The sequence below is a fragment of the Parafrankia irregularis genome, from assembly GCF_001536285.1.
Lineage (GTDB): Bacteria > Actinomycetota > Actinomycetes > Frankiales > Frankiaceae > Parafrankia > Parafrankia irregularis.
Genome location: NZ_FAOZ01000028.1, coordinates 54,042 through 73,356, shown reverse-complemented (window position 1 = coordinate 73,356; position 19,315 = coordinate 54,042). Strand labels below are relative to the sequence as shown.

18 protein-coding genes and 1 other RNA gene are annotated in these 19,315 nt (G+C 72.7%); 8 read left to right on the top strand and 11 right to left on the bottom strand.

Features of this window, described 5'->3' with window-relative positions:
* Positions 1 to 131 precede the first annotated feature (131 nt).
* The 6 genes from AWX74_RS29830 to AWX74_RS29805 form a co-directional block, all read right to left on the bottom strand.
* Complete coding sequence (locus AWX74_RS29830; RefSeq protein ID WP_091283613.1) at positions 132 to 1,301, bottom strand: prephenate dehydrogenase; 1,170 nt, start codon at positions 1,299 to 1,301, stop codon at positions 132 to 134.
* A complete protein-coding gene (locus tag AWX74_RS29825) occupies positions 1,298 to 2,170 on the bottom strand; it encodes a pseudouridine synthase (protein ID WP_226930961.1) in 873 nt (290 codons plus the stop codon). Before AWX74_RS29825 ends, AWX74_RS29830 begins: the two co-directional genes overlap by 4 nt.
* Complete coding sequence (gene scpB, locus AWX74_RS29820; protein WP_091283611.1) at positions 2,167 to 2,778, bottom strand: SMC-Scp complex subunit ScpB; 612 nt, start codon at positions 2,776 to 2,778, stop codon at positions 2,167 to 2,169. The genes AWX74_RS29825 and scpB overlap by 4 nt, the downstream gene beginning before the upstream one ends.
* The gene (locus tag AWX74_RS29815; RefSeq protein ID WP_226930962.1) at positions 2,775 to 3,875 is read right to left on the bottom strand and encodes a segregation and condensation protein A; all 1,101 of its coding nucleotides are present in this window, start codon (positions 3,873 to 3,875) and stop codon (positions 2,775 to 2,777) included. Before AWX74_RS29815 ends, scpB begins: the two co-directional genes overlap by 4 nt.
* 77 nt (positions 3,876 to 3,952) lie before the next feature.
* Entirely contained in the window at positions 3,953 to 4,642 is a 690-nt protein-coding gene (locus tag AWX74_RS29810) for a Zn-dependent membrane protease (RefSeq protein ID WP_091283609.1), read from the bottom strand.
* Positions 4,643 to 4,876: 234 nt separating this feature from the next.
* On the bottom strand, positions 4,877 to 5,863 hold the full coding sequence (locus AWX74_RS29805) for a ParA family protein (protein WP_006540347.1): 987 nt from the start codon (positions 5,861 to 5,863) through the stop codon (positions 4,877 to 4,879).
* 518 nt (positions 5,864 to 6,381) lie between these two features.
* Between AWX74_RS29805 and AWX74_RS29800 the strand changes: the two genes are divergently transcribed.
* Both AWX74_RS29800 and AWX74_RS29795 read left to right on the top strand, forming a co-directional pair.
* Positions 6,382 to 7,482 carry an S-(hydroxymethyl)mycothiol dehydrogenase gene (locus AWX74_RS29800; protein WP_091283606.1) on the top strand — a complete coding sequence of 367 codons (1,101 nt, stop codon included), beginning with the start codon at positions 6,382 to 6,384 and terminating at the stop codon, positions 7,480 to 7,482.
* 202 nt (positions 7,483 to 7,684) lie between these two features.
* The gene (locus AWX74_RS29795) at positions 7,685 to 8,332 is read left to right on the top strand and encodes an MBL fold metallo-hydrolase (protein ID WP_091283604.1); all 648 of its coding nucleotides are present in this window, start codon (positions 7,685 to 7,687) and stop codon (positions 8,330 to 8,332) included.
* A 336-nt stretch (positions 8,333 to 8,668) separates the two neighbouring features.
* Here AWX74_RS29795 and AWX74_RS42160 read toward each other — a convergent pair whose 3' ends face one another.
* Positions 8,669 to 9,166 carry a lipopolysaccharide assembly protein LapA domain-containing protein gene (locus tag AWX74_RS42160; protein WP_131799564.1) on the bottom strand — a complete coding sequence of 166 codons (498 nt, stop codon included), beginning with the start codon at positions 9,164 to 9,166 and terminating at the stop codon, positions 8,669 to 8,671.
* Positions 9,167 to 9,284: 118 nt separating this feature from the next.
* On the opposite strand from AWX74_RS42160, the gene rnpB reads away from it, so the two are divergent.
* The 4 genes from rnpB (at position 9,285) to AWX74_RS29770 (ending at position 11,976) form a co-directional block, all read left to right on the top strand.
* An RNA gene (gene rnpB, locus AWX74_RS29785) (RNase P RNA component class A) lies at positions 9,285 to 9,698 on the top strand.
* Between the two features lie 116 nt (positions 9,699 to 9,814).
* A complete protein-coding gene (locus tag AWX74_RS29780) occupies positions 9,815 to 10,219 on the top strand; it encodes a toll/interleukin-1 receptor domain-containing protein (protein ID WP_165615828.1) in 405 nt (134 codons plus the stop codon).
* Positions 10,220 to 10,234: 15 nt separating this feature from the next.
* Entirely contained in the window at positions 10,235 to 10,870 is a 636-nt protein-coding gene (locus AWX74_RS29775) for a SigE family RNA polymerase sigma factor (protein WP_091283600.1), read from the top strand.
* Positions 10,867 to 11,976 carry a hypothetical protein gene (locus AWX74_RS29770; protein WP_091283598.1) on the top strand — a complete coding sequence of 370 codons (1,110 nt, stop codon included), beginning with the start codon at positions 10,867 to 10,869 and terminating at the stop codon, positions 11,974 to 11,976. The genes AWX74_RS29775 and AWX74_RS29770 overlap by 4 nt, the downstream gene beginning before the upstream one ends.
* 87 nt (positions 11,977 to 12,063) lie before the next feature.
* Here the strand turns inward: AWX74_RS29770 and AWX74_RS29765 are convergent, their stop codons facing one another.
* The 4 genes from AWX74_RS29765 to AWX74_RS29750 all read right to left on the bottom strand — a co-directional run bounded on the left by AWX74_RS29765 (position 12,064) and on the right by AWX74_RS29750 (position 16,469).
* Complete coding sequence (locus tag AWX74_RS29765) at positions 12,064 to 13,125, bottom strand: NsdA family TPR-like regulatory protein (protein ID WP_091283597.1); 1,062 nt, start codon at positions 13,123 to 13,125, stop codon at positions 12,064 to 12,066.
* A gap of 256 nt (positions 13,126 to 13,381) precedes the next feature.
* On the bottom strand, positions 13,382 to 14,518 hold the full coding sequence (locus AWX74_RS29760; protein ID WP_091283595.1) for a bifunctional RNase H/acid phosphatase: 1,137 nt from the start codon (positions 14,516 to 14,518) through the stop codon (positions 13,382 to 13,384).
* Positions 14,519 to 14,634: 116 nt separating this feature from the next.
* The gene (locus AWX74_RS29755) at positions 14,635 to 15,378 is read right to left on the bottom strand and encodes a zinc ribbon domain-containing protein (RefSeq protein ID WP_091283593.1); all 744 of its coding nucleotides are present in this window, start codon (positions 15,376 to 15,378) and stop codon (positions 14,635 to 14,637) included.
* Complete coding sequence (locus tag AWX74_RS29750) at positions 15,375 to 16,469, bottom strand: Nif3-like dinuclear metal center hexameric protein (RefSeq protein WP_226930963.1); 1,095 nt, start codon at positions 16,467 to 16,469, stop codon at positions 15,375 to 15,377. Before AWX74_RS29750 ends, AWX74_RS29755 begins: the two co-directional genes overlap by 4 nt.
* A gap of 160 nt (positions 16,470 to 16,629) precedes the next feature.
* Between AWX74_RS29750 and AWX74_RS29745 the strand changes: the two genes are divergently transcribed.
* Together AWX74_RS29745 and AWX74_RS29740 are read left to right on the top strand one after the other, a co-directional pair.
* Positions 16,630 to 16,851 (top strand): hypothetical protein, encoded by a 222-nt coding sequence (locus AWX74_RS29745; RefSeq protein ID WP_006545650.1) that lies wholly within the window; start codon positions 16,630 to 16,632, stop codon positions 16,849 to 16,851.
* A gap of 125 nt (positions 16,852 to 16,976) precedes the next feature.
* Positions 16,977 to 19,313 carry a hypothetical protein gene (locus AWX74_RS29740; RefSeq protein WP_091283591.1) on the top strand — a complete coding sequence of 779 codons (2,337 nt, stop codon included), beginning with the start codon at positions 16,977 to 16,979 and terminating at the stop codon, positions 19,311 to 19,313.
* The last annotated feature ends 2 nt before the right edge of the window (positions 19,314 to 19,315 follow it).

The window sequence follows — 19,315 nt, the reverse complement described above, 5'->3', positions numbered from 1 at the left end:
TCGACCCGCATGTTTCTGTGCAACCGGCCGGCGGCGCCGAACCCACGCACCGAGGTCCCCGGAGCACGAGCCGTTGGTCCCTACGTGCACCTGCCGGGCGGCCGACCCGGATCAGGCTACTCGCTGCTCCGTCAGGAGCGCCGGTATGCCGTCCATCCGGCCTCGGTCAGCCGCTCGACCAGGCCATCGGCGCCAGCCGGGTCGACGGCGATCTCCACGATCCCGGCCGGGGCGTCGAGGCTGTGTTCGAACGGCCCGACATCCTCGATGTTGACCTCCCACTCGCCGATGACGGCGAACAGGGCCGCCAGCTGGCCCGGCCGGTCGTCGAGAACGACGCCGACCCACCCCCACGGAAGTGCCTTCGCACCGGCCTTGCGGGGCAGCAGCGCCCGGCCCCGGTGGCCGCGGCCCATCGCCCCCGAGACGGCGGCGACGACCTCCTCCCGGGTGCCTTCGGCGAGCACGTCGGCGAGGTGGGTGAACTCCCGCCCGAGCAGGCGCACCCGCTCCGCGATCGGGCCACGGTTGCCGTCGATGATCGACGCCCACAGGGCCGCGTCGCTGTCGGCGAGACGGGTGGTGTCCCGGAAGCCCTGGCCGACGAACGGCAGGTCGTGGGAGTCCAGCCCGAGCAGGCTCCCGGCGAGGACGCTGGCCACGAGCTGCGGCACATGGGAGAGCACCGCCATCGTCGCGTCGTGGCGCTCCGGCGTCGTCCGGACCGGGATGGCGCCGCAGGTGAGGGCCAGCGCCGCGGTCGCGGCGACGGCGTCGGCACCGGTGTGCGGGACCGGGCAGATCGCCCAGACCCGCTCGGCGAACAGGTCCGCACGGGCCGACACGGCGCCGTGCCGCTCCCGCCCGGCGATCGGGTGCGCCGGGCACCAGCTGCCGAGATCACAGCCGAGCTGGACGGCTTCCACCAGCAGACGTGCCTTCACGCTGCCGGCGTCGCTGACGGTGGCGGCCAGGCCGCCCCGCTGCAGCTCCCGCAGCTGGGCGGCGACGGTCGGCAGCGGGGTCGCGATCACCGCGTGGTCGACCCGCTCCCCCTGCCACGGCCGGCCGGCGCCCATCGCCTCGGCCAGCTTGACCTGCGCCTCGTCGGTGTCCCGCAGGAACACCTCGATCCCGCGCGCGGACAGTGCCAGCCCGATGCTCGTACCGATCAGCCCGGAGCCGACGACGGCCACCCGCCGCAGCTCGGGCAGGTTCCGGTCGTCCCAGGCCGGAGGGTCGGCCGCCGCCGTGTCGACCCCGGGCCGCACGTACGGCGCGGCGAACCTGTTGGACGTCACAGCCCGGCCGCCTTGTAGAGGGCACCGACCTCGTGCCGGGTGAGGTGCCGTGCCCGGCCGGCCCGCAGGGTACCCAGCGCGACCGGGCCGAACGAGACGCGGACGAGCCGGTGCACCGGATGGCCCACGCTCTCCATCACCCGGCGCACGACGTGGTTGCGACCCTCGTGCAGGACGATCTCCATCATCACCCGGGACGCGGCCATGTCGATGATCCTGGCGGAGTCGACCTTCACCGGGCCGTCCTCCAGCTCCACCCCCGAGCGCAGCCGGCGGGGCAGGTCCTTGCGGACGGGGCCGGTGATCTCGACCAGATAGGTCTTCTGCACACCGTAGGAGGGGTGCATCAGGCGGTGCGCGAGGTCACCGTCGTTGGTCACGAGCAGCAGGCCCTCGCTGTCGGCGTCCAGCCGGCCGACGTGGAACAGCCTGGTCCCGAACTCGGTGAGCAGGTCGGCGATCGTCGGCCGGCCACGGTCGTCGGACATCGTCGACAGCACTCCGCGGGGCTTGTGCAGTGCCAGGTGCACCAGCCCCGTCCGGGTGACGACACGCTCGCCGTCGACCTCGATGACCGCACGCTCCGGGTCGACCCGGCGGCCCTGCTCGCGCACGACCTCACCGTCGACCCGGACCCGCCCGGCGTCGATCAGCTCCTCGCTGGCTCGGCGGGACCCGATGCCGGCCGCGGCCAGCACCTTCTGCAGCCGGATGCCCTCAGCCTCGGGCCCCGGCTTCTGGCCCGGCCGGCCGGAGCGGCCGGACGCGGCGACGCGGCCGGGGTCGGCAAGGTCAAAACCATCGCGGTCGGAACCAGCGAGGTCGGAGGGGTCGTTCGGGTTGTTCGGGTCGGAGACGGTGCCGTTCATGACGCCACGATGTCATCGATATCCGCGACGCCGGGCAGCAGGGGTGCGAGCGGAGGCAGCTCGTCAAGGTCGCGCAGGCCCATCCGCTCCAGGAAGTAGTCGGTGGTCCGGTAGAGGATGGCCCCCGACTCGTGGTCATGGCCACATTCCTCGACCAGGTTGCGCGCGGTGAGGGTACGGATGACCCCGTCGGCCGAGACGCCGCGCACCGCCGAGATCCGCCCGCGGCTGACCGGCTGCTGGTAGGCGACGATCGCGAGCGTCTCCAGCGCGGCCTGCGACAGGCGAGCCGACTGCCCCGCGAGCACGAAACGCTCCACCCACGGCGCGCACTCGTCCGCGGTGTAGAGCCGCCACCCCTTGCCGACGTGGCGCAACCGGAAGCCGCGCTCCTCGCGCCTGTACGCCTCGGCCAGCTCGACGAGAAGCTGCTCGACGCGGCGGGCGGGGATGTCGAGCGCGGTGGCGAACTCGGCGACGCCCACCGGCCGTTCCGCCACCATCAGGACCGCCTCCACCAGCGCGATGTCCGAGGGGCGGCTCGCCTCTTCGACTGCTGTCGCGCCTGTTGCCCCCGCCTCCCCCGCGTGGGTGGGATCGCCGCTCACTCCGTGGTTCTCCTCGCTCCTCGAGGCCTCCTCGGCCTTCTCCGACGGCCGGCCAGGTCGTCGTCACCGTCCCAGTCTCCGCCGTCGTCGCCGGCCGCGGATCCGTCGCCGGCCGCGGATCCTGCTCCGGCCGCGGATCCTGCTCCGGCTCCGGCTGGCGCCGCGGCCGTCAGATCCGGCAGACCCGGGTCGAAGGCGGGCCCGTCCTGCCCTGCCTCGCCAGGGTAGAGCGAGGCCCCGACAGGACGGTCCTCATCCTCGGCGCGGGCCACCCAGCGGACGATGAGCTCACCCAGCGGCCGTTCCTGCTCGAAGGTGATGCGTCCCTCGCGGAACAGCTCCAGCAGCGCCAGGAAACGCGCGACGACCTCGATCGTCTCCAGCAGCCCGACGCAGAGCACGCCGAAGGAGGCCACACCGAGTTCACGCAGCATCCCGATGACGGCGATCATGTGCTCGCGGACGCTGACCCTGGGCAGGTGCACGTGGTCGGTGGCCACCTGCGGCGGAAGTGGCGGCTCCCGCAGCCGGGCGGCGAGCGCCGCGAGCTCGGTGGGGCCGATGCTGATCTGGACCTCGGGCAGCGCGGCGGCGTACCGCGGCTCCAGCGGCACCGCCCGGGCGACGAACCTGGCCTCCAGCGCCATCATCGCGCTGAAGATCGAGGCGGCCTCCTTGTAGGCCTTGTACTGCAGCAGCCGCGCGAACAGCAGGTCGCGCGCCTCCAGCAGGGCGAGGTCCTCGGCCTCGTCATCGGAGATCGCGCCGGGAAGCAGGCGGGCGGCCTTCAGGTCGAGCAGGGTCGCGGCGATCACCAGGAACTCGGTGGCCTGCCCCAGGTCGAACCGGTCGCCGAGACGCCGGATGTGCGCGACGAACTCGTCGGTCACCTTCGACAGCGCCACCTCGGTGACGTCCATCCGGTGCTTGGCGATGAGCGAGAGCAACAGGTCGAACGGCCCCGAGAAGTTGTCCAACTCGACCACGAACGGCTCGGTGCGGCCCCCTCGCGCGCTGGCCGCCGAGGCCGCGGAGACGTCCGCAGCCCCGGTCGCCGCAACCCCGGTCGCCGCGGTCGTTGCTGGCGCCGTGGCCATTGCTGCGGCCGTGCCTGCGGCCGTTGCCGTTGCCGTCGCCGTCGCCTCAGCCCGGTCCGCGGAACTCTCGTCCTCGCTCAGAGCAGATCGAGCCCGATCAGCGAGCCCAGGCCGCGCAGCAGCGGCAGGGTCAGCTGGCCGAGCACGGACGGGAAGCCCGCGAAGAGCACCGGCAGAAGGACCACCGCGAGGAGGATCGCGACGCCGATGTTGCGCTCGGTGAGGTGGTAGTGCGCCTTGCGCCAGCCCTCGCTCTGCGGACCGAGCAGGAACAGGATGCGCCCCCCGTCGGCCGGCGGGACGGGGACCAGGCTGAGGATGCACATCGAGGCGAACGTGTACGCCATCCACATCAGCAGCTCGACCGCGAAGCTGGCGCCGAAGATCTCGGCCACCCGGTCGCCCTGGACCATCAGCACAAGCTCGCTGAGCCCACGGGTGCCGCCCAGTGCCGCGAGCGCCAGCAGCGCGTAGGCGAGCGGGCCGGCGAGCAGCGCGGCGGTGACGTGGAACCGGCGCCGGCGCCAGACGTCGTTCATCCGGATCGGCTCGGTCCACCCGGCGCCGCCGAGCAGCACGCCGACCCAGCTGAACGGGCTGACCCGTTGGGTCCCCAGCCGTGCGGTCAGCCGCCCGGACCGCGCGGGCATCGGGTCCCGGGCGAGGCGGGCGGCGAAGATCTGCGCGGCGTCGTGCACGAAGACGCCGACGACGAAGGCAAGCAGGATGCCGAGCAGCGCCGCTGGCTCGGCGAGCTGAAACAGCACAGCGTTTCTTCCGTCCCCGATCGGTTGTCCCTGTCGCAGGACCCGCCGACCGGGCCCCGTCTCCCCGCGACCGCGCCGCCTACCGCCCGGCCCGCTCACCACCCGACCCGACCGGCGGCGGCATCACCGTGGCCGGCCACCCGGGCGGCGGCCCGAACAGCCGGCCCAGGTGACGCGGCAGCCGGTCCTGCGGTGCGGCGCCCGGCCCAGCGGGCCGGTCACCGACCGATCGGATCACCCGACGGCTGGCGGCGTCGCGTAGCGGGCCATCAGTTCTCGGGCCAGTCGACGGTATCCGGCCGCGCCGACCGATGTGGGGGCATAGGTGGTGATTGGTTCACCCGCGACGGTCGTCTCCGGAAAACGCACCGTACGGTTGATCACGGTGTGAAAGACCTCGTCGGGAAAGCGCTCCACGACCCGGGCGAGGACCTCCCGGGCGTGCAGCGTTCGGGCGTCGTACATGGTTGCCAGAATCCCGGCGAGCTCAAGCCGCGAGTTGAGGCGCTCCCGCACCTTGTCGATGGTCTGCAGAAGCAGCGCCACGCCGCGGAGCGCGAAGTACTCACACTCCAGCGGGACGATGACGGCGTCGGCGGCGGTGAGCGCGTTCACGGTGAGCAGGCCCAGCGAGGGCTGGCAGTCGATCAGGATGACGTCGTACACATCCATGATCGGGGCGAGGGTGCGAGCCAGGCTGTGCTCCCGGCCGACCTCGGTGACCAGCAGCACCTCGGCAGCCGACAGGTCGATGTTGCTCGGCAGCAGATCGAGGTTCTCCACCTGGGTCTCGACGATCGTGTCCTGGATGTCGACGTCGCCACCCAGCAGGAGGTCGTGCACCGTGACCTCGAACTGCATCGGGTTGATGCCCAGGCCCACCGAGAGCGCGCCCTGCGGGTCGAAGTCGACCAGCAGGACCCGCCGGCCGTACTCGGCCAGCGCCGCGCCGAGATTGATCGTGCTGGTGGTCTTCCCCACGCCACCCTTCTGGTTACACATCGCGACGACCCATGCGGGGCCATGCGAGGTCAGTGCGTCCGGCACCGGGAAGACGGGCATGGGGCGCCCGGTGGGGCCCGGCTTGCCGGTACCGTCGTCGGCGATATCCTCGCCAACCTCCAGGCGGCCGTCCTCGGACAGGCGAGGTTCGCCGACCGTCACCTCGCCGTAGTAGCGGCGGCCCGGCGGACCGGTGACCGCGGAGTCGGAACGGACCACGAAGTACCTGCTCCTCACGACTGCTCGGACAGTCCCTGCGCCACTCGTTCGGGTGGGTCACTGCATCGGGGCGTCACTAGGTTCGGGGTGTAACAAGGTTCGGGGTGTCACTCGTTCAGGGCGGTTCGTCACTGCTTCGGGGCTGTCACTGCTTCGGGGCTTGCTGTGTGTCGCCTGTTACTGCGTCTTCGGCGGAGATCTCCTCCTGTGACGAGCAGAAACGGACCGGTTGGAGCGTACCGACCCGGACCCGGTATCGGCCGTCTCGGGGCCCGCCAGTCGGCGTGTCGCGCTCAATCTCGCATGCATGACTCGAACTTCGGTGCCCACCCGGCGCGTTTCGCGGTGATTTAGTCGCCGCTTCACCCGCCGTCTCCACTCGGTCGTGTCCACGGGCTTCCGCGTTGGCGCACATTGCGGTACGGCGACGGTCGGGTGTTGGCTGAGTTCGCCGGCTGATGCCTGCGCCGCCGCATCGGTGCGGCGGAATCACCGGCGCGGACGGAAAGAGGAGTGCCATGGCCGAGGGCCCACAGGCAGTGACGGTGGAGGCGGTCGTCGCCGGAGGAAAGGGTGAGCCGGTAGGCCTGACGAAGATCGTCGTGCCGGCTCCCGGGCCTGGCGAGGCCCGGGTGCGGGTACAGGCCTGCGGCGTGTGCCACACCGACCTGCACTACCGGGAAGGCGCGATCAACGACGACTATCCGTTCCTGCTCGGGCACGAGGCCGCCGGTACGGTCGAGGCCGTCGGCGAAGGCGTCACCTCGGTCGCCCCCGGCGACTACGTCGTGCTCGCCTGGCGGGCCCCCTGTGGGGTCTGCCGGTCCTGTCTGCGCGGCGCACCCTGGTACTGCTTCGACTCCCGCAACGCGGTCAACCCGATGACCCTGCAGGACGGCACGCCGCTCACGCCGGCCCTGGGCATCGGCGCCTTCGCCCCGCTGACGCTGGTCGCGGCCGGGCAGTGCGTCAAGGTCGACCCGGCCGTCCCGCCGCAGGCCGCGGGCCTGATCGGCTGCGGGGTGATGGCCGGCTTCGGCGCCGCGGTGAACACCGGGCGGGTCGGCCGCGGCGAGACAGTCGCCGTGTTCGGGTGCGGCGGAGTCGGCAACGCGGCCATCGCCGGCGCCTCGGTGGCGGGCGCCCGCCGGATCATCGCGATCGACCTGAGCGACCGCAAGCTGGAATGGGCCCGGAAGTTCGGTGCCACCGACGTCGTGAACTCCAGCACACAGGACCCGGTCGAGGCCGTGCGCGCGCTGACGGACGGCAACGGGGCGGACGTCGTCATCGAGGCGGTCGGACGTCCCGAGACGTACCGGCAGGCCTTCTTCTCCCGCGACCTCGCCGGCCGCCTCGTGCTCGTCGGTGTGCCGGACCCGTCGATGACCCTCGAGCTGCCACTCATCGAGGTGTTCAGCCGCGGCGGGTCGCTGTCCTCGTCCTGGTACGGGGACTGCCTGCCGACCCGGGACTTCCCCATCATCATCGACCTGCACCGCCGCGGCCGGCTCGACCTGTCCGCGTTCATCACCGAGACCGTCGGCATCGGCGATGTGGAGGCCGCGTTCGAGCGCATGCACCGCGGCGAGGTGCTGCGCAGCGTCGTCCTGATCTGACCCACTCCGCCGCCACCCCGCTGCCGGCCCGCCGCACCCGCGTCCCGTGACTGCGCTCCGTCCAACCTTGGACGTTATGCCCGGTTCCGGTGAAGCCGGACGGGTGTGGCCGGCCGGCGGGACGTCGCGCCGGCGATCGGACGGGTACGGTCGGTCGGGGTCTGCCGGTACCGGACGGGGGCCGGCGCCGAGAGGAGTCAACGTGACGGTCAACGGCGTCCAGCGCGTCGACAGAGTCATCACCCGAGGGGATTTCACCCTCGACGGACAGTCGTTCACCGTCGACAACAACGTGTGGCTCGTCGGCGACGACCGCACCGTGATCATCATTGACGCGGCGCACGACCCGGCCGTCATCGAGGCTGCTGTCGACGGGCGCAAGGTGTCACTGATCGTCGCGACGCACGGTCACAACGACCACATCAACGCGGCCGCGGAGCTGTCGGACCGGGTGCGCGCGCCGATCGCCCTGCATCCGGACGACATGGAGCTGTGGAGCCAGATCTACCCGGAGCGCCCCGCCGACCAGTCGCTGCGGGACGGCCAGGCCATCCCGATCGCGGGCGGCACGCTGCGCGTGCTGCACACTCCCGGTCACTCCCCCGGCGGGGTCTGCCTGTTCGGTGAGCTGGGCGGCGACCCGGTGCTGTTCAGCGGCGACACGTTGTTCCGCGGCGGACCGGGCGCGACCGGGCGGTCCTTCTCCGACTTCCCGACGATTCTCTCCTCCATCCGCGGAAAGCTGCTCACCCTTCCCTCGGAAACCATCGTGCACACCGGCCACGGCGATGACACGACGATCGGCGAGGAAGCCGTCGACTATGACGACTGGGTGCGCCGCGGTCACTGAATCCTTCGGATTCAATTCAACTGAGCGCCGGTGCGCCCGATGCGCCGGTGCGCGGGTCATGGATTGGCGCCGGGGATTTCCGGTGCTCGCCGCACGTCGGGGCTGAGGTTGTCGCAGAATCCCGAGAAGCGCCGGATCCGGGCCCCGATGGCCGCGGCCAGCATTGCTACCTGACAAGGGCGAAGGATTTTGGTCGCCAGAACAACCAGAAGCCTTCACTCTTCGAACGGCAGCGTCGGACCCGACCGCACCGAGGCGGGATCTCGCGGGCAGCCACGCCGACCCCCGTGGCGGAGCCATCGGCGCCGCCACGGGAACGCGCAGCAGTGTCGCCGGTCAGCTGGTGCGGTTGTCCCGGCGCAGCTGACGTAGCTGACGACGCAGCCTGATCTGCGGGATCACTCCGATCAGCAGGCCCACCACCAGCCCCGCCGCGGCGGCCGCGGCCAGCGCGCCGGCGACGGACATGACCTGCGTGGAGCCGAAGATCCAGATGCTCATCTGCTGGTCGTTCTTCACCACGAACAGGATCACCGCGATCGCGATCAGCAGCACCAGCACCGTGATCGCATAGGTCGAGTAGGCGACCCCACGCCGGGCCGGCCGCGCACCCCCGCCAGGCCCGGTACCCGGCGTACCCGGTGCCGGCGGCGCACCCGGCGTGCCCGACGCACCCGGCGTGCCCGACGCACCCGGCGTGCCCGGTGTGCCGGCGGGACCCGACGCGCCGGGCTGCGGCTGGGCCGGCAGGGCCCCGGTCGCCGGCGGGAGCTGCCCCGGGGCCGCCGTCAGCGACTTGTCCAGGCCGCCACCCGGCTGTTGTGGTGCCGTCATCGCCCGCCCCCTGCGGATGCGTCCAACCAGCCCAGGCCGGCAGGAGTTCGTCGTTCCGGGCACTGATACCCGTGGACGCAGTCTAGGACGGCCAGTGCCATATGCTGAGCCCCGCGGACGAGTTGGCCGGACGGTCGCGTCGGCAGCGGGGCACTGACCCCGGTGCCGCCGAGGAACGTCCGGGCTCCACAGGGCGAGGTGGTGGGTAACGCCCACCCGGGGTGACCCGCGGGACAGTGCCACAGAAAACAGACCGCCGGCACCGCACGGAGCCGGTAAGGGTGAAACGGTGCGGTAAGAGCGCACCAGCGCCCGGGGTGACCCGGGCGGCTAGGTAAACCCCACCTGGAGCAAGGCCAAGAGGCCCCGGCCGGATTCGGTCAGGGCTGCGCAGGCGTTCGAGGGCTGCCCGCCCGAGCCTGCGGGTAGGCCGCTGGAGGCCGCCGGCAACGGCGGTCCTAGATGGATGACCGTCACCGGCAAGCCGTGAGGCGACCCGGTACAGAACCCGGCGTACAGGCCAACTCGTCCGCCCCGCGTCCACTGATGACCTGCAGCGGGGTTCAGCCGTCCACGCTGCGCGCATGGACACTCGCTCCGCTGTCAGACAGTGACTGCAATACTGCCGGCATTACCCAGTTGGGCACCGTGGAGAGAGCCGGCGCGAGCCCGGACTTCTTCATCTCCTACACCGGTGCCGACGAGGACTGGGCCAAGTGGGTCGCCTGGTGCTGGAGGACGCGAACTGACGCGAACTACAGCGTGGTCATCCAGAAATGGGACTTCCAGCCCGGCAACAACTTCATCCAGAAGATGGACGAGGGCCTCCAACAGGCCGCACGCACCGTCGTGATCCTCTCGGCCCGCTATATGAAGTCGTCCTTCGCGACGGCGGAGATGCGCACCGCCTGGCAGCGCGACCCGCTGGGACGTCGCCGGGGCCTGCTGGTCTTCCGGGTCGAGGACTGCAGGCGGCCAGGGCTGCCTGGAGAGGTCCCTTTGGACGAGTTCGGAAAGCCAGGCAACCCGGGAGCCGCCTGCTGGCCTCTGTAGGGCAAGGAGGTCGGGTTGCATACAGACGAGGGCGACAGCGACGGGTTCACGGCGTATTTCGCGCCGCGGGCGGCCGGGCTGCTGCGGTTCGCCTACCTGCTGACCGGCGACGCCGGGGAGGCGGAGGAGCTGACGCAGACGACGCTGGTGCGCATGTTCGTCGTCTGGCCGCGGGTCCGTGGCCATGACCGGCCCGACGCCTATGCCCGCCGGGTGATGGTCAACGCGAACGCCCGCCGGTTTCGCCACCGGCGCGTCCGCCAGGTTCTCGTCGACGTCCCGCCGGAGCGGGCGGAGCCGTCGTCGCAGCTCGCCGCCGTTGAGGACCGGGTGGGGCTGGCCGCGGCGCTCGCCACGCTGCCGCCGCGACAGCGGGCCGTCGTCGTGCTGCGCTACTGCGAGGACCGGCCCGAGGCCGAGGTCGCCGCGCTGCTGCGCTGCTCGGCGGGAACGGTGAAAAGCCAGGCCGCGAAAGGCCTCGCCAAACTGCGTTCCCATCCCGCGGTCACCGGCCTCGGCCCCGGCTCTGCCTCTGGGCCAGACCCTGGCCCCGCCGACCTCGCTGCCCCCACTGGCATCGCTGACCCCGTTGGCCCGCCGAACCCGTCCCGGGTCGCACGCCCCGTCATCGGGCAGGAGGAGCTTCCATGAACGAGACCGCACCGCCCAGCTCCGACGACGCGGTCGCCGGCTGGCTGCACACAGCGGCCGACCAACTGGATGTCCGCCTGCCCGCCGGGCTGGTGCCGGCCGCGGTGGCCGCGGGGCCTGCCGCCCGACGGCGGCGCCGTCGCCTCACCGTCGCCGTCCCAGCCGGCGCCGCGGTCCTCGCGGCCGTCCTGGTCGGGGTGGGTGTCCTCACCGGTGGCCAACCGGAGGGCCGGACGACGATCCGGCCCGCGGACGGGTCTCCCGGCGTGGTTCGCACCTCGCCGCCAGCCCTCAGCCCGCCGCCAGCCCTCAGCCCACCGCCGGTCCGCCCCGCCCCGCCGACCACCAACCCCACCGAGGTACCGGCCGCCGCGGGCAGGCCGCCGATCCAGCTGCACTACGTGGACACCCCGCAGTTGCTGACTCTCACCACCGCCCAGCGGGGCTTCGTCGACGCCCGCTGCCACACGCCGGGTGAAGCTCAGCTGCCACCGAACGCGGCGCGCCAGATGATCGCCGTCGCCAGCCGGCGGGGCCTGCAGGTCCTGATCGCGGATGCCGGTGGTGCCGGGATGTGTCGGGCCTACACCGACGCGGCGACTGGCACCGAATCCGACTTCGCCGACCTGAACGGACCTTTTCTGTGGCCGGCTGGCCGGCACGACCTGACCAGGCCGCCGGCGAGCACCGTCGAGGTGTTCAGTTCCGGTGAGGACGGGTCCGGCAGGCTGGGCGAGTGGAACGCGCGACGGTGGGCCGTCGGGCAGGTTGCCCCGGAGGTCGCCCTGCTCGTCGCAGCGCTCCCGACCGGGGACGCCGTGATCGTCCCCTTCGAGCCCTCGACCGGCGCGTTCATCACCCACATCCAGGTCACGACCCCGGATGTCGCCCAGTACCACGCGGTGAACCAGATGCCGCTGACCTTGTACGCCTACGACTCCGCCGGGACCCTCGTCGCCCAGGCCACGGTCACCATGTGCGCCCAGTACCCGGCGTGCAACGGGCCGGAGAACACCAATCCCCTCCGTCCCTCGCCCCTGACGTCCGCTCCGACGAGGGAAACGGGCACACCCACCGCCCTCCGGACGCCCACAGCCGACCAGTAGGCCGCCCCAGACAGACGGATCCGCTCAGGCCGACGTCGGAACGGGCGAGAAACCGGTCAGGCGGCCGCGCGTCAGCGCGCGGCGCGGTCAGGGGGCCAGTCGCGGGGCCTTCCAGGCGCGGACGCGATCGTCGAGGTCGTCGAGATCGGCGTGCCAGCCGACGTAGCCGCGGGCCTCCGAGACGAACCTTCGTGACCGCCCGGCGATGACGGTGCTCGGCCGGTCGCCGGAGATCGTGAGGGCCTGGTCGACGAGCTCGACTGCCTGGTCCAGGTCGCGTCGTTTGGCCGCGGCGGTGGCGGCGGCAATGCGGACCATCGAGCGCAGGCCGGTGGCACCGGCCGCGTCCAGGTGGTGGATCGCCGCGTCGGTGTAGACGCTCGCCGCGCCCGGCATGCCCAGCTCGACGTAGGCGGCGGCGGACAGCTCGGACAGTGTCAGCACATGCAGCGTGTCGATCGAGAAACCCGGCTCGCCGTGCTGCTCCTCGCTGAGTGCACCGGCTATGTGCCAGGCCCGGCCGATCGCCTGGTGCACGGCCCAGCGGTCACCGAGGGCGCCGTGGGCGCGGGCCTCGATGGCGGCCGCCCGCGCCGCCGCCGGCGTGCCGCTGCCGACGAGCGCGGCCCCGGCGGCGGCGAGCTCGGCCGCGTCCGCCAGCCGCCCGGCCTTGCGGGCCAGGGAGGACTGCCACAGCCGGATCCAGCACATCAGCGTGGCGTCGCCGGCCTGGGCGGCATGCGCGTAGGACTCGTCGAACGCGGCGGCGGCGCCGGCGACGTCGCCGAGGTCATGGCGGGTGGTGGCCCAGAGCGCGCCGAGCCGGCCGGTCACGTGGTGCAGCCGCAGCCGGGTCAGCGGCGGGATGGAGTCACGCAGCAGCAGCGACCGGACAACGGGCAGGTGACGACGCAGCTGGGCGGCGGTCGCGCTGATCGGGGACCGCTCGTAGTCGGCGGTGATCTGCGCGACGCGGCCGTCCAGATGCCCGAGGAGATCCGACGGCGGACTCATGCCGCCGTCGCCCGAACCGAGCCGCCCACCCGCGCCCAGCCATCCACCCACGCCGAGGCGCTCGCCGGCGGCGAGCAGGTCGAGCGGGAGCAGGGCGCCGGCGGCCAGCAGCCGGCGCCGGGAACTGGCATCCATCGTTGATGTCCTCCGCGTGGCACAGCGGAGGACGGCAACCGCCTCCGAGGTGGCGCCGTCGACGGACCCCGCACTCCGCACATGTCACGGAATCCTGCGTCCGCTCGGGAGGGCTCGTCACCGGGTGTGCCACTGCGGGACACAGCTGTTGCGCGACTGGTGCGGGTGGGTGTGTCCGCTGGCGCCGCACACACCCACCTTTGCGCTACGAAAGAACAACCGGCTCCCCACGCGGGGAGCCGGTCACCCGAGGCCGCTACTCGCCTTCGACGACGAGACGGGCCACGTGGTGGGTGTCGTTGAAGCCGCGCAGCACGGCGGGCCCGTCGGAATACCAGTCGATCGTGGTGATCGACACCAGATCGAGGTGCAGGCGGTAGAGCACGGTCGGTTCGGCGGCGAGCGCCAGCTGGGTGAGCCCCTTGATCGGGGTCACGTGTGAGACCACAAGGACGCGGCCGCCGGCGTACTCCGCCATGATCCGGTCCCGGGCCGCGGCGACCCGTGCGACAGTGCCCAGCAGGCTCTCCCCACCCGGCGGCGGTACCGCCGGATCTGCCAGCCAGGCGTTCAGCTCGTTCGGGAAACGTTCCCGGACCTCGGCGAACGTCAGCCCCTCCCAGGCACCGAAGTCGGTCTCGCGAAGGTCCTCGTCGATCACGTAGTCGCGCGCGAGCGCGTCGGCGGTCTGGCGCGCCCGCTTGAGCGGCGAGCAGATGACGGCGTCGAACGGTTCGGCACCCAGCCGGTCGGCCGCCGCCGCGGCCTGCAGGAGCCCGGTGTCGGTGAGCGAGGCCTCCACCGTGCCGCTGAACCGCTTCTCCACCGACAGCGGTGTCTGGCCGTGCCGGAGCAGGACCGTGACGGTCGGCGGCGCGGGCGGGGCCATCCACCCGGACAGGCGGTTGGTGGTCGGCGCCTGGTGCGGCAGCGGATCCGGCGACTGCGGGATCGTGGGTTCCCAGGTGCGGCCCGCGGCAGCCGCGTCCATCGCCTCGTTGGCCAGCCGGTCGGCGTCGGCGTTACGGGCCCGGGGCACCCAGACGAACCGGACGCTCGGGAACCGCGAGACGAGCCCCGAGGCCTCGGTGGCGAGCGGGCGCATCGACGGGTGCTTGATCTTCCAGCGCCCGCTCATCTGCTCGACGACGAGCTTGGAGTCCATCCGGACCTCGAGGTCGGCGTCGGGGGCGACGTCGGCGGCGGCCCGCAGCCCCGCGAGCAGGCCCTCGTACTCGGCGACGTTGTTGGTGGCCGTCCCGATCGCGGCGGCCCGCTCCGCGAGCACCTCACCGGTCGCCGGGTCCCGGACGAGGGCGCCGTACCCGGCAGGCCCGGGATTGCCCCGGGAACCTCCGTCGGCCTCGATGACCAGCCTGCGCGAAGCGCTCATGCCGTCACTCCCCTCGCTCGTCCGGATCCGCGGAGGAGGTGGCCGCCCCCACGGGGGAGGGGAGACTCTACCGGCCGTGCGACGCCGTGAACAGCGGACGGGGGACGAATCCGGCCCTAGAGGCCCGATTCGGCCGTTCGGACCAGAATGCGGCGGCATTCCTCACAGCGCACCACCTCGTCGGCCGGGGCCGCGGCGACCGCGCGCAGGTCCCCGCCGGACAGCTCCAGGTGGCACCCCTCGCAGCGCCGCCGCACCAGCGCGGCCGCGCCGACGCCCCCGGACGACGAGCGGATGCGCTCGTACAGAGTGATCAGCGGGCCCGGCAGCGACGGCGCGAGCGCGTCGCGCTCACCGCGCCGCTTCGCCGCCTCGGTGTCGATCTCACCGAACTGCTCGTCGCGGCGCACCTCGGCGGCCTGCCGCTCATCCGCGAGGCGCTCTCGCCCGCCGATCTGGTCGGTCAGCTTCACCTCGAGTGCCTCGACCGCCTCCATGCGCTCGAGCGCCTCGTCCTCGAGCACGCCCTGGCGGCGGGCCAGCGAGGCCAGCTCCGCCTGCAGGTTCTCCAGCTCCCGCGGGTTGCCGACCTGGCCGGAGTCGACCCGGGTGCGGTTGCGGTCGGCGCGGGTGCGGACGAGCTCGATCTCGGTCTCCAGCTTCCGCTGGGCGCGCCCGATGTCCGCGATCTCCGTCTGTACCCGGACGATGTCCGCGTCGGCGCTGTCCAACGCCGCCGACCGCTCGGCGATGGTCGCGAGCTCCGGCAGGGCGCGGCGCCGGGCGGCGAGCCGGTCAAGCGCGGTGTCCAGCGCCTGGAGGTCGAGGAGGCGAAGCTGCGTTGCTGGGTCGGCCTTCATGAGCTCCTCGCCTGGAACCCTTCTTCCGGACGCGCACCCGGCGCGTGGACCGGAGCGGGCAGATGATCTGCGTGGTCGGGCTGTTCTGGCTGGTCCTGCTGGTCACGCTGCTCGGGCCGTTCCGGCTGCTCGGGCCGTTCCGGCTGGGCCGGCCGTTCCGGCTGGGCCGGCCGTTCCGGCTGGGCCGGCTGGTCCGGCTGGGCCGGCTGGTCCGGCCGGGGTGTCGCCGACACCTGCAGCCGCCACGGATCCGTGACAAGTGTGGACACCGCCGTGTTCACGGTACGTCCCCGCGCGGCCAGCCCGGCACGCAGCCGGTCGGCGGCACCGGCGAGCCACGGCCATTCGCTGGCCCAGTGCGCGACGTCGACGATGACCAGGGGATGCGCCCCGACCGCGTCGAGGGTGTGGTGATGGCGGCCGTCCGCGGTCACCAGCACGTCCGCCCCGGCCGCCGCGGCCGCCGCGGCGAGCTCGCCACCCGCGCCGCCGCACACGGCGATCCGGCGCACGGCCCGGTCGGGAGCGCCGGTCGCCCGCACCCCACCGGCGGTCACCGGCAGCGCCTGCGCGACCCGCTGGCAGAACTGCGCGAGCGGCTCGGCTGCCGGCAGGACACCGACCCGCCCGAGCCCGCGGCACTCGGTGCCGGCATCGGTCCGCGTGCGCACGCGCCCACCCTCGGCGCGCGACCCGTTGGGCACCAGCGGCCCGACGTCGCGCAGGCCGATCGCCGCCGCCAGGGCGTCACTGACGCCCGGGTCCGCGACGTCGGCGTTCGTGTGCGCGGTGAACAGCGCCACCCCGGCCCGGACCAGCGTCGCCACGACCCGGCCGCCGGGCGTCGACTCGGCGACGCTGTGGGCGCCGCGCAGGAAGAGCGGATGGTGGGTCACCAGCAGCTGGGCCCTGGCGGCCGCCTCGGCGGCGACCTCGGGCGTGGGGTCCACCGCGAACAGCACGTCGTGGACCGGGGCATCCAGGTCGCCGACCGCCAGCCCGACCGCGTCCCATGCCTCGGCCCAGGCCGGTGGATAGCACGATTCGAGCGCCCAGACGCAGTCACGGACCGTCGCAGCAACGGTGGTCATCCCCGCGACCTTACCCGGACGACCGCTCGGGGGTGTCGACCGGTGACCATCCGCCGTCAACTGACCGGGCGCCGTCAGTTCGTCCATGCCTGACCCGTAACGTCACCCCTGGCGTAGGACGTCCGCACGGGGTTACCACGCCGGAAAGAAGGGTTGGAGCATGGCTGACGTATCGGTGCGCTTCCAGATCGCCGGGGATTCGGAGATTGTTCTGAACCTGGCGACGGCGCAGGCTGTGCGCCTGGTCGAGGCGCTGATGGGAAAGGTCGCAGACGCCATGGCCGCACCGGACCGGCTGGCCGTCGGCAGCTCGTGGCAGCAGGGCGCCCCGGTTGCGCCGGCCCCGCCGACCTTCAACCCGGGTCCGCGCCTGCAGCAGTGAACCCGGGGCAGCCCGGACCACCGCCGGGTCGGTTGCTGCCAGAAAACCGGAAATCCGACAACAACGTCGACTCAACGCGATACAACCTCGCAAAGCATTCCCTACGAGAGGACACCTGATTTCCCATGGCGGGGGACGTACCGGCCGACGAACGGATCCTCATCACCGTCGATGATCCAGATCCTGGGACGGATACCCGGCGCGGCCTGCTCGGCCCGCGGGATTCGGCGGCCGGTGGCGACCAGGAGGACTCGCCGGACCCGACCGGCCTGACCAGCGCGGCCGGTGCGGCCGGCGCGCTGGAGTTGGACGCGGCGGGCGCAGGCGGGGTCGCCCATGGGCTGCTGGACGACTCGTCCCTCGACGACATGCCCGTCTGGGGAGCCAGGACCCGCCGCTCGACCACGCCGGCCGGCGCCGGCGGCAACGCGGGCGCTCAGCACGGCGAGCGGACGGTGCACCGCTACGGCCGGGTCAGGGTCCTCGGCCGGCCGCATGCCGGCCCGTCACAGGACGCGACGGTCGCCGCGGCCCAGGACGGCACCCCCGGCACCACCGGCACCACCACCGCCCAGCCGGCCCCGGGCGACGGGACGATCGTGTCCACCCTCGCCCTTCCCGGTGGCCTGAGCCGGACGGAGTCCCTCGGCGTGGAGGCGTTCCGCCTGCGCGCCAGCGACGGCTACCGCCGCCGCAAGCGGGCCCGCCCGCGCGACGCCGCGCCCTGGGACATGGCCCGCCCCTGCACCGACATCGCCCCGGCCCGCGGGTCGGGGACGTCCGTCACCCCCCGCCTGATGCCGACGCTGCTCAACGCGCCCTCGGCGAACGGCACCGACGCGGCCCAGAGCACCGCCGGCGCACCGGGCACCAGCGGGCTCAGCTCCTACCTGGAGGGCTCGGTCGCGGTCGGCCTGATCCTCGTCGAGGGCCCGACCGCCGCACTGCGGATGTCCGCCGCGGAACGCACGAAGATCGTCGCCGAGGTCCAGAACGGGCTGTCCTGGTACGCGACGCAGAATCCGGCCGCCGAGCTCACCTTCAGCTACGACATCCAGCTGGTCCAGCTGTCCACCCCGGCCGACCCGGGCGCCAGCGACCTGGAGTCGGTGTGGCGCAACCCGGCGATGAGCCGGCTCGGCTACGCCCCGACCTTCGACGGTGTCTACGACTACGTCGAGGGGCTACGCGGGCGTCTCGGCACGAAATGGGCGTACTGCGCCTTTGTCACGAAGTACCCGCTGGGCCATTTCGCCTACGCGTCGATCGGCGGGCCACGCCTCGTGCTCGCCGCCGACGCCGACGGCTGGGGCCCCGACAACATCGACCGGGTCTTCGCGCACGAGACCGGGCACATCTTCGGCGCACCCGACGAGTACGCCGGCGCTGGCTGCGACTGCGGCGGAAGCTGGGGCCGGTACGGCGTCCCCAACGGCAACTGCGACGCCTGCGCCCCCGCGCCCGTCGACTGCCTGATGCGGGCCAACACGTTCGCCCTCTGCCGGTACACCCCCGCCCACATCGGCTGGGGCCACGGCGTCAGCGGCAACCCGGTGCTCATCCAGTCCCGCGGGCTCGGCGTGCGGGGCAACTTCGACGTCGTGGTGCCCTCGGCGTTCTCCGGGCTCACCCACGTCTGGCGGGAGAACGACGCCCGCGACACCCCCTGGCGGGACCCCTGGCAGACCGCCCAGGCGCTCGGCCGGGTCGACGCCGTCACCATGCTGCAGAGCACCCTGGCCACCCCCGGGCCGCTGGAGACCGTCGTCCGCGTCGGCAGCCGCCTGTTCTTCCTCTGGCGGGACAGCACCGGCGCGTTCCAGTGGCGCCCACCCGTCCAGCTCACCCAGAACGTCGGCGGCGTGCCGTCGATGGTCCAGAGCCGGCTGGGCGGCCGGGGCAACTTCGAGCTGCTCGCACCCGCGGCGGACGTCGGCATCATCCACATGTGGCGTAACCACGACGTCGCGGGCTACCCCTGGAGCGCGCCGAAGCTGTTCGCCGCGAACCTCGGCCGGGTCGACGCGGTCAGCCTGATCCACGGGACGCTCGGCGGCGGCGCCGGCCTGCTGGAGGCCGTCGCGCTGGTCGGCACCCGGCTGGTGCACCTCACCCGTGACTCGTCCGCCGTCTGGCGGACGAACGGCGTCTTCGCCGAGGGGGTCTCCGGCAACCCGGTGCTGATCCAGAGCCTCTACCCGGGCGCCCGCAACTTCGAGGTGGTGGTGCCCGCCGCCGGAACCGGGCTGATCCACTTCTTCCGGGACAACAACCGGGCGACACCGATCTGGAGCGGGCCGCGGCCCTTCGGCGCGTCACTGGGCCATGTGGACTCGGTCGCCCTCATCCAGAGCAACTACTCCGGGAACCTGGAGGTGCTGGCTCGGGTCTCGAACCGGCTGTACCTGCTGACCCGGTCCGGTGCCGACGCCGTCTGGTCGACCCCGCAGCGGGTGTTCTGACT

Excerpts from the sequence above, each read along its gene's own strand:
- AWX74_RS42160 (WP_131799564.1), bottom strand. The coding sequence starts at position 9,166 with ATGACGGCACCACAACAGCCGGGTGGCGGCCTGGACAAGTCGCTGACG.
- AWX74_RS29815 (WP_226930962.1), bottom strand. The coding sequence starts at position 3,875 with ATGGCCACGGCGCCAGCAACGACCGCGGCGACCGGGGTTGCGGCGACC.
- AWX74_RS29750 (WP_226930963.1), bottom strand. The coding sequence starts at position 16,469 with ATGACCACCGTTGCTGCGACGGTCCGTGACTGCGTCTGGGCGCTCGAA.
- AWX74_RS29765 (WP_091283597.1), bottom strand. The coding sequence starts at position 13,125 with ATGGATGCCAGTTCCCGGCGCCGGCTGCTGGCCGCCGGCGCCCTGCTC.
- AWX74_RS29825 (WP_226930961.1), bottom strand. The coding sequence starts at position 2,170 with ATGAACGGCACCGTCTCCGACCCGAACAACCCGAACGACCCCTCCGAC.
- AWX74_RS29745 (WP_006545650.1), top strand. The coding sequence starts at position 16,630 with ATGGCTGACGTATCGGTGCGCTTCCAGATCGCCGGGGATTCGGAGATT.
- AWX74_RS29740 (WP_091283591.1), top strand. The coding sequence starts at position 16,977 with ATGGCGGGGGACGTACCGGCCGACGAACGGATCCTCATCACCGTCGAT.
- AWX74_RS29760 (WP_091283595.1), bottom strand. The coding sequence starts at position 14,518 with ATGAGCGCTTCGCGCAGGCTGGTCATCGAGGCCGACGGAGGTTCCCGG.
- AWX74_RS29770 (WP_091283598.1), top strand. The coding sequence starts at position 10,867 with ATGAACGAGACCGCACCGCCCAGCTCCGACGACGCGGTCGCCGGCTGG.
- AWX74_RS29755 (WP_091283593.1), bottom strand. The coding sequence starts at position 15,378 with ATGAAGGCCGACCCAGCAACGCAGCTTCGCCTCCTCGACCTCCAGGCG.
- AWX74_RS29800 (WP_091283606.1), top strand. The coding sequence starts at position 6,382 with ATGGCCGAGGGCCCACAGGCAGTGACGGTGGAGGCGGTCGTCGCCGGA.